This window comes from Pannonibacter sp. Q-1 (genome assembly GCF_054073275.1).
Genome location: NZ_JBSXNB010000020.1, coordinates 1 through 3,993, shown reverse-complemented (window position 1 = coordinate 3,993; position 3,993 = coordinate 1). Strand labels below are relative to the sequence as shown.

Below are 3,993 nucleotides of genomic sequence, written 5' to 3'. Positions count from 1 at the left end.
TTCCGGCGTGATCGTGATGACCTTGCTGCGGCCACGCTTCACCCGGCGAATGGCGCCAACCTGTTCCAGCAGATCGAGAGCGTTGGACATATCACCCGCGTTCATCCGCATCGTTTTGCAGAGGTCCGCAGCTACTTTGGTGCACTCGTAAGACGGCCAGCCGAGATTACGAATGATCACCCAAAGAATAGCCAAAGCCTCCTTTGCCTGAGCTTGAGTTTGTGCCGTCTCGAAAAGGCGTTCCCTAATCGTGTCTTGATACTGGAAGGCGATGGACACTTTAACTCCAAAGAAGCCTGCTTGTTAGGCTTAGGCTAGGAAGTCCTCAAGGTCAGTTTGGGACGGGGTTTCCTTCTTCCCGCCGTCAATTACTTCCAGCTTGTACTTCTCGACTGCCGCCGCGTGGCCGCTGATGTTGCCCCGGAATGCACCTTCCGGCGTGATCGTGATGACCTTGCTGCGGCCACGCTTCACCCGGCGAATGGCGCCAACCTGTTCCAGCAGATCGAGAGCGCGGGCCATGTCCGCCTTGTCCATCCGCATCGTTTTGCAGAGATCCGCAGCGGCCTTGGTGCACTCGTATGATTGCCAGCCGAGGTTACGCAGGATCACCCAGAGGGTGGCAATCGCTTTTGTTGCCTGCGCGTGTGTTTTAGCCTTCTCAAACAGGCGTTCCGTGATCGCGTCTTGATATTGAAAGGCGATAGACACGTTACCTCCGAAGAAGTCGAATTCGAGTTGCTTACTGGCACTGAGCTCTTTCGCGCTCTTTGCTGCGGCTCTTGCCTTCTCTGCCCGCTCTGGAATGCTTTCCTTCAATGCCTGCTGGTCCAGTAACAGCGCGGCCTTGTCGTAAACACTCAGGCGGCTCAGAGCCTTTTCCGTGAAGTTTACAGCCTTTTTCGCATTAAATCGCGTTGAAATGCGCTTAGAGGCGTTCGGCGCTGTCGAGATCCCCACCAGCACGGCCAGAGACTGGACGGGGGCTCCCGCCTTGGCCTGTGCTGCCTGCATCACCCGGGCCGCTTGGATGTCCTCCTCCGTGGCACCCCGTGCCTTCAGCTCGGCAATTGTCAGTCGTCCCATAGTCCCCCGCCTTGAGTGTTGAATAGGTGCGTTAACAGTTGACTGTCAGTCAACTTTAGTTGACTGACAGTCAACTGTCAATCTTCAAAAAACGGCGGACTTCTGCGGCTAATCGGGCGAAATGCACCTCCGTATCCATAATATCATAAGAATCTAAGAGGTGTCGCCTAGTCGGCGACGGGATTTTCTGACCCGAAAAGGGGGGAATCCGTGTGCCAGTATGAATAATTCATACTGCAGTTGGCAGGGGTGCCAACTGGAACGCGGGCCGCACCCGACACAGGATGACGGCACCCCCCGGCACGGATAGCCAAAAACCGGACATTGATGGAGGAAAACCCGACAAGGGGAGGGGAGGGAGCGTTCATTCCGGCGAGCGCGACGGAATGAACGCTCCAGCTCTGTGAAGGGTGAGAGGCACGGGGTTAGGCCGTGGACCGACACAGAGCGACGGGGGGCAACCAACCCCACACCACCCCAGCAGCTTGAGAGCACGAATCCTGATAGGCATCGGGAGGCGGACGCATCAAGCACTGGTTGATGCCCGCTCGCTGCGGGTGGCCAGACTTCCACATATGGCCACCCGCAGCACTTGCGAGCAGGGAAATTGCTATCACCCATTAGCCGCTTTGGGAATCCCCTTTTGCCGTTTTTCCGTCGCTGAAAAGCGCCTTGTTGCGATCGTCCTGCATCGCCTCAATTTCACGCATGATTGCCGCGACGTCTGGCCGGTCCTTGAGGGCCATGAGGCCAGCACCGTAGAGAATTTTGCGGCGGGTATCGCGCTTCCTCTCTTCCGCTTTTTCTTTTGCCTTGAGTTGCTTGATGAGGGCCTTTGTCTGCTGGAGTTTCAGTTCTGCTTCTTCGAGTGTGACCATTGCGGGACGTTTCCTTGTGTTCGGGGATAGCGTGAATCTGACGTGAAAGCGGAGCGTGAACAAGTGGTGCGGAAGCGTGGCTGTACAGATTTTGAGTTTTGCGCTAAACCGACCTGCCGAAGGTAGGGAAGGGCGCACTTATGCAAACTACGTTTGCGCGCGGTTTCAACAGGGGCTTTCGCCCCTAGGCCAACGGCCTTACCCCTTCTCCGGCGCAAGCGCCTTCGCGGCCTTGCGGCCTTGACTGTTCGTGAGCGGGTGAACCGGCTGTGGCAATCTACCACCTGTCAGTGAAGACGGTTTCGCGGTCGGCAGGGCGAAGCGCCACTGCCGCAGCCGCGTACCGTGCTGGCTGTGAGATCACCGACGAACGAACCGGCCAACAGCACGACTACAGCCGCAAGCAAGGTGTCGTGCATTCCGAGATCATCCTTCCCGAGGGCGCGGATGAACGTTTCTTGGACCGCTCCACCCTCTGGAACGAGGCGGAGCAATCCGAGAAACGCTCGAACTCAACCGTTGCCCGTGAGTACGAAGTAGCCTTGCCCGCTGAGCTCGACAAAGAGCAGCGCAAGGAGCTCGCGCAGGACTTCGGCGGATGGCTTTCCGAGCGGTACGGCGTGGGGGTGGATGTGTGCATCCACGAACCCAACCGAGACGGCGACGAGCGGAACCACCATGCCCACATCCTGACGACGACGAGAAAAATAGAAGGGGCCGAGCTCACCACGAAGACCCGCGAACTTGACGACCGCAAGAGCGGGGCGATTGACGAGGTGCGGGACAGGTGGGCCGATCTGGTGAACCACCACCTAGGCCGGGCGCAGATCCGCGAGCGTGTCAGCCAGTACAGCCATGAGCGCCGGGGCCTTGAAGAGCTGCCAACCCGACACGAGGGGCCGCTTGAGACGCACAGCAGGCGTCGGCATGGCGAGATCATGGAACGCACCGCGGAGAACGACGAGCGGCGCGAGCTCAACAGGCAGCTGAAGGCCGACAAATCGCAGGTTTACGAGATTTGGTTCTCCCCTGCGGAGCCCGTCCAGGAGCAGTCGGCCGAGCTCGTCCAGGAGCAGCCGGAACAGCACCAGGCGCAGCCGGCAGAGCTCGACCAGGAGCACCATCCGGAACTTCACCTGGGCAAGTCGGCCGAACAGCCGCAGCAGCAGCCGGCCGGCTGGTCGGCCGAGATTGACGCGATGTGGAAGCAGCACGTGGAGGAGGTCGCACGGCAGCGGACAGAGCAGGCCCAGAAAGCCCCGCAGCAGCCGGAACAGGCCCCGCCGGTGCAACAGCAGCCGGAGCAAAAGCCCCAGCCTCAGCGAGCCCCTGAGGACAAGAACACCATGGTCCTGATCATGCGGCAGAGGGCCGGGAAGCTGGAGCCGAAGATTGACCGGCAGATCGAGGAGCTTCGGCGGCAGCGTGATCTCAAGATCGCAGAGCACCGCCTGACGATGCCCAAGAAGCCGAAGACCCTCAGCCTCGGCAACGTCTTCCGCAAGCCCTACGAACGAGCCCTTGAGATGTGGCACGGCACCCTGAAGCAGTTGAGCGAATGGCGCCGGAGGCGGGAAATCACCCTTGAGAAGCGGCTGAAGACGGTCACGGACTATCAGGACAAGGGCTCAGGACGCGCAGAGAGGGCCGCAGACGCGAAAATCCGGCAAAGGGTACGGAAGGAGCGGTTAGAGCAAAAACGCGCTCAGGAGGCCGCGCAGAGGCGTGCAGGGGTGTTGCAAGAGCGGCCCGGACAGGCGAAGGGGCCGGAGCTGGGGAAAGGGCAGGTCCTGCAGGAGCGCCCCGGCCAGCTGAAGCCGCAGCAGGGGCAGGAGCAAGCGCCAGCACTGGCGCAGGCTACGAGCGTTGTTCCGAAGGCGAAGCCCAAGGCAAAGACCAAGTGGCACGGGAAGGGCCTAGGCCTCGGAATCGAGCGTTAGGCTAGGGAATTACCTGTTCCGGCGTGATCGTGATGACCTTGCTGCGGCCACGCTTCACCCGGCGAATGGCGCCAACCTGTTCCAGCAGA

General features: G+C 60.2%; 4 protein-coding genes. 1 reads left to right on the top strand and 3 read right to left on the bottom strand.

Translation table 11 applies throughout. The features are described from left to right. From ACVNHC_RS24430 to ACVNHC_RS24420, 3 genes are all read right to left on the bottom strand, one after another. The coding region (locus tag ACVNHC_RS24430; RefSeq protein WP_457169889.1) for a hypothetical protein at positions 1-279 on the bottom strand (279 nt) is incomplete at its 3' end. Positions 280-309: 30 nt separating this feature from the next. After that, entirely contained in the window at positions 310-1,086 is a 777-nt protein-coding gene (locus ACVNHC_RS24425; protein ID WP_457169888.1) for a hypothetical protein, read from the bottom strand. 620 nt (positions 1,087-1,706) lie between these two features. Further along, positions 1,707-1,964: a hypothetical protein gene (locus ACVNHC_RS24420; RefSeq protein WP_457169887.1), complete on the bottom strand. Its 258-nt coding sequence runs from the start codon at positions 1,962-1,964 to the stop codon at positions 1,707-1,709. 269 nt (positions 1,965-2,233) lie between these two features. On the opposite strand from ACVNHC_RS24420, the gene mobQ reads away from it, so the two are divergent. Then, positions 2,234-3,904 (top strand): MobQ family relaxase, encoded by a 1,671-nt coding sequence (mobQ, locus tag ACVNHC_RS24415; protein WP_457169886.1) that lies wholly within the window; start codon positions 2,234-2,236, stop codon positions 3,902-3,904. The last annotated feature ends 89 nt before the right edge of the window (positions 3,905-3,993 follow it).

Excerpts from the sequence above, each read along its gene's own strand:
- ACVNHC_RS24425 (WP_457169888.1), bottom strand. The coding sequence starts at position 1,086 with ATGGGACGACTGACAATTGCCGAGCTGAAGGCACGGGGTGCCACGGAG.
- ACVNHC_RS24420 (WP_457169887.1), bottom strand. The coding sequence starts at position 1,964 with ATGGTCACACTCGAAGAAGCAGAACTGAAACTCCAGCAGACAAAGGCC.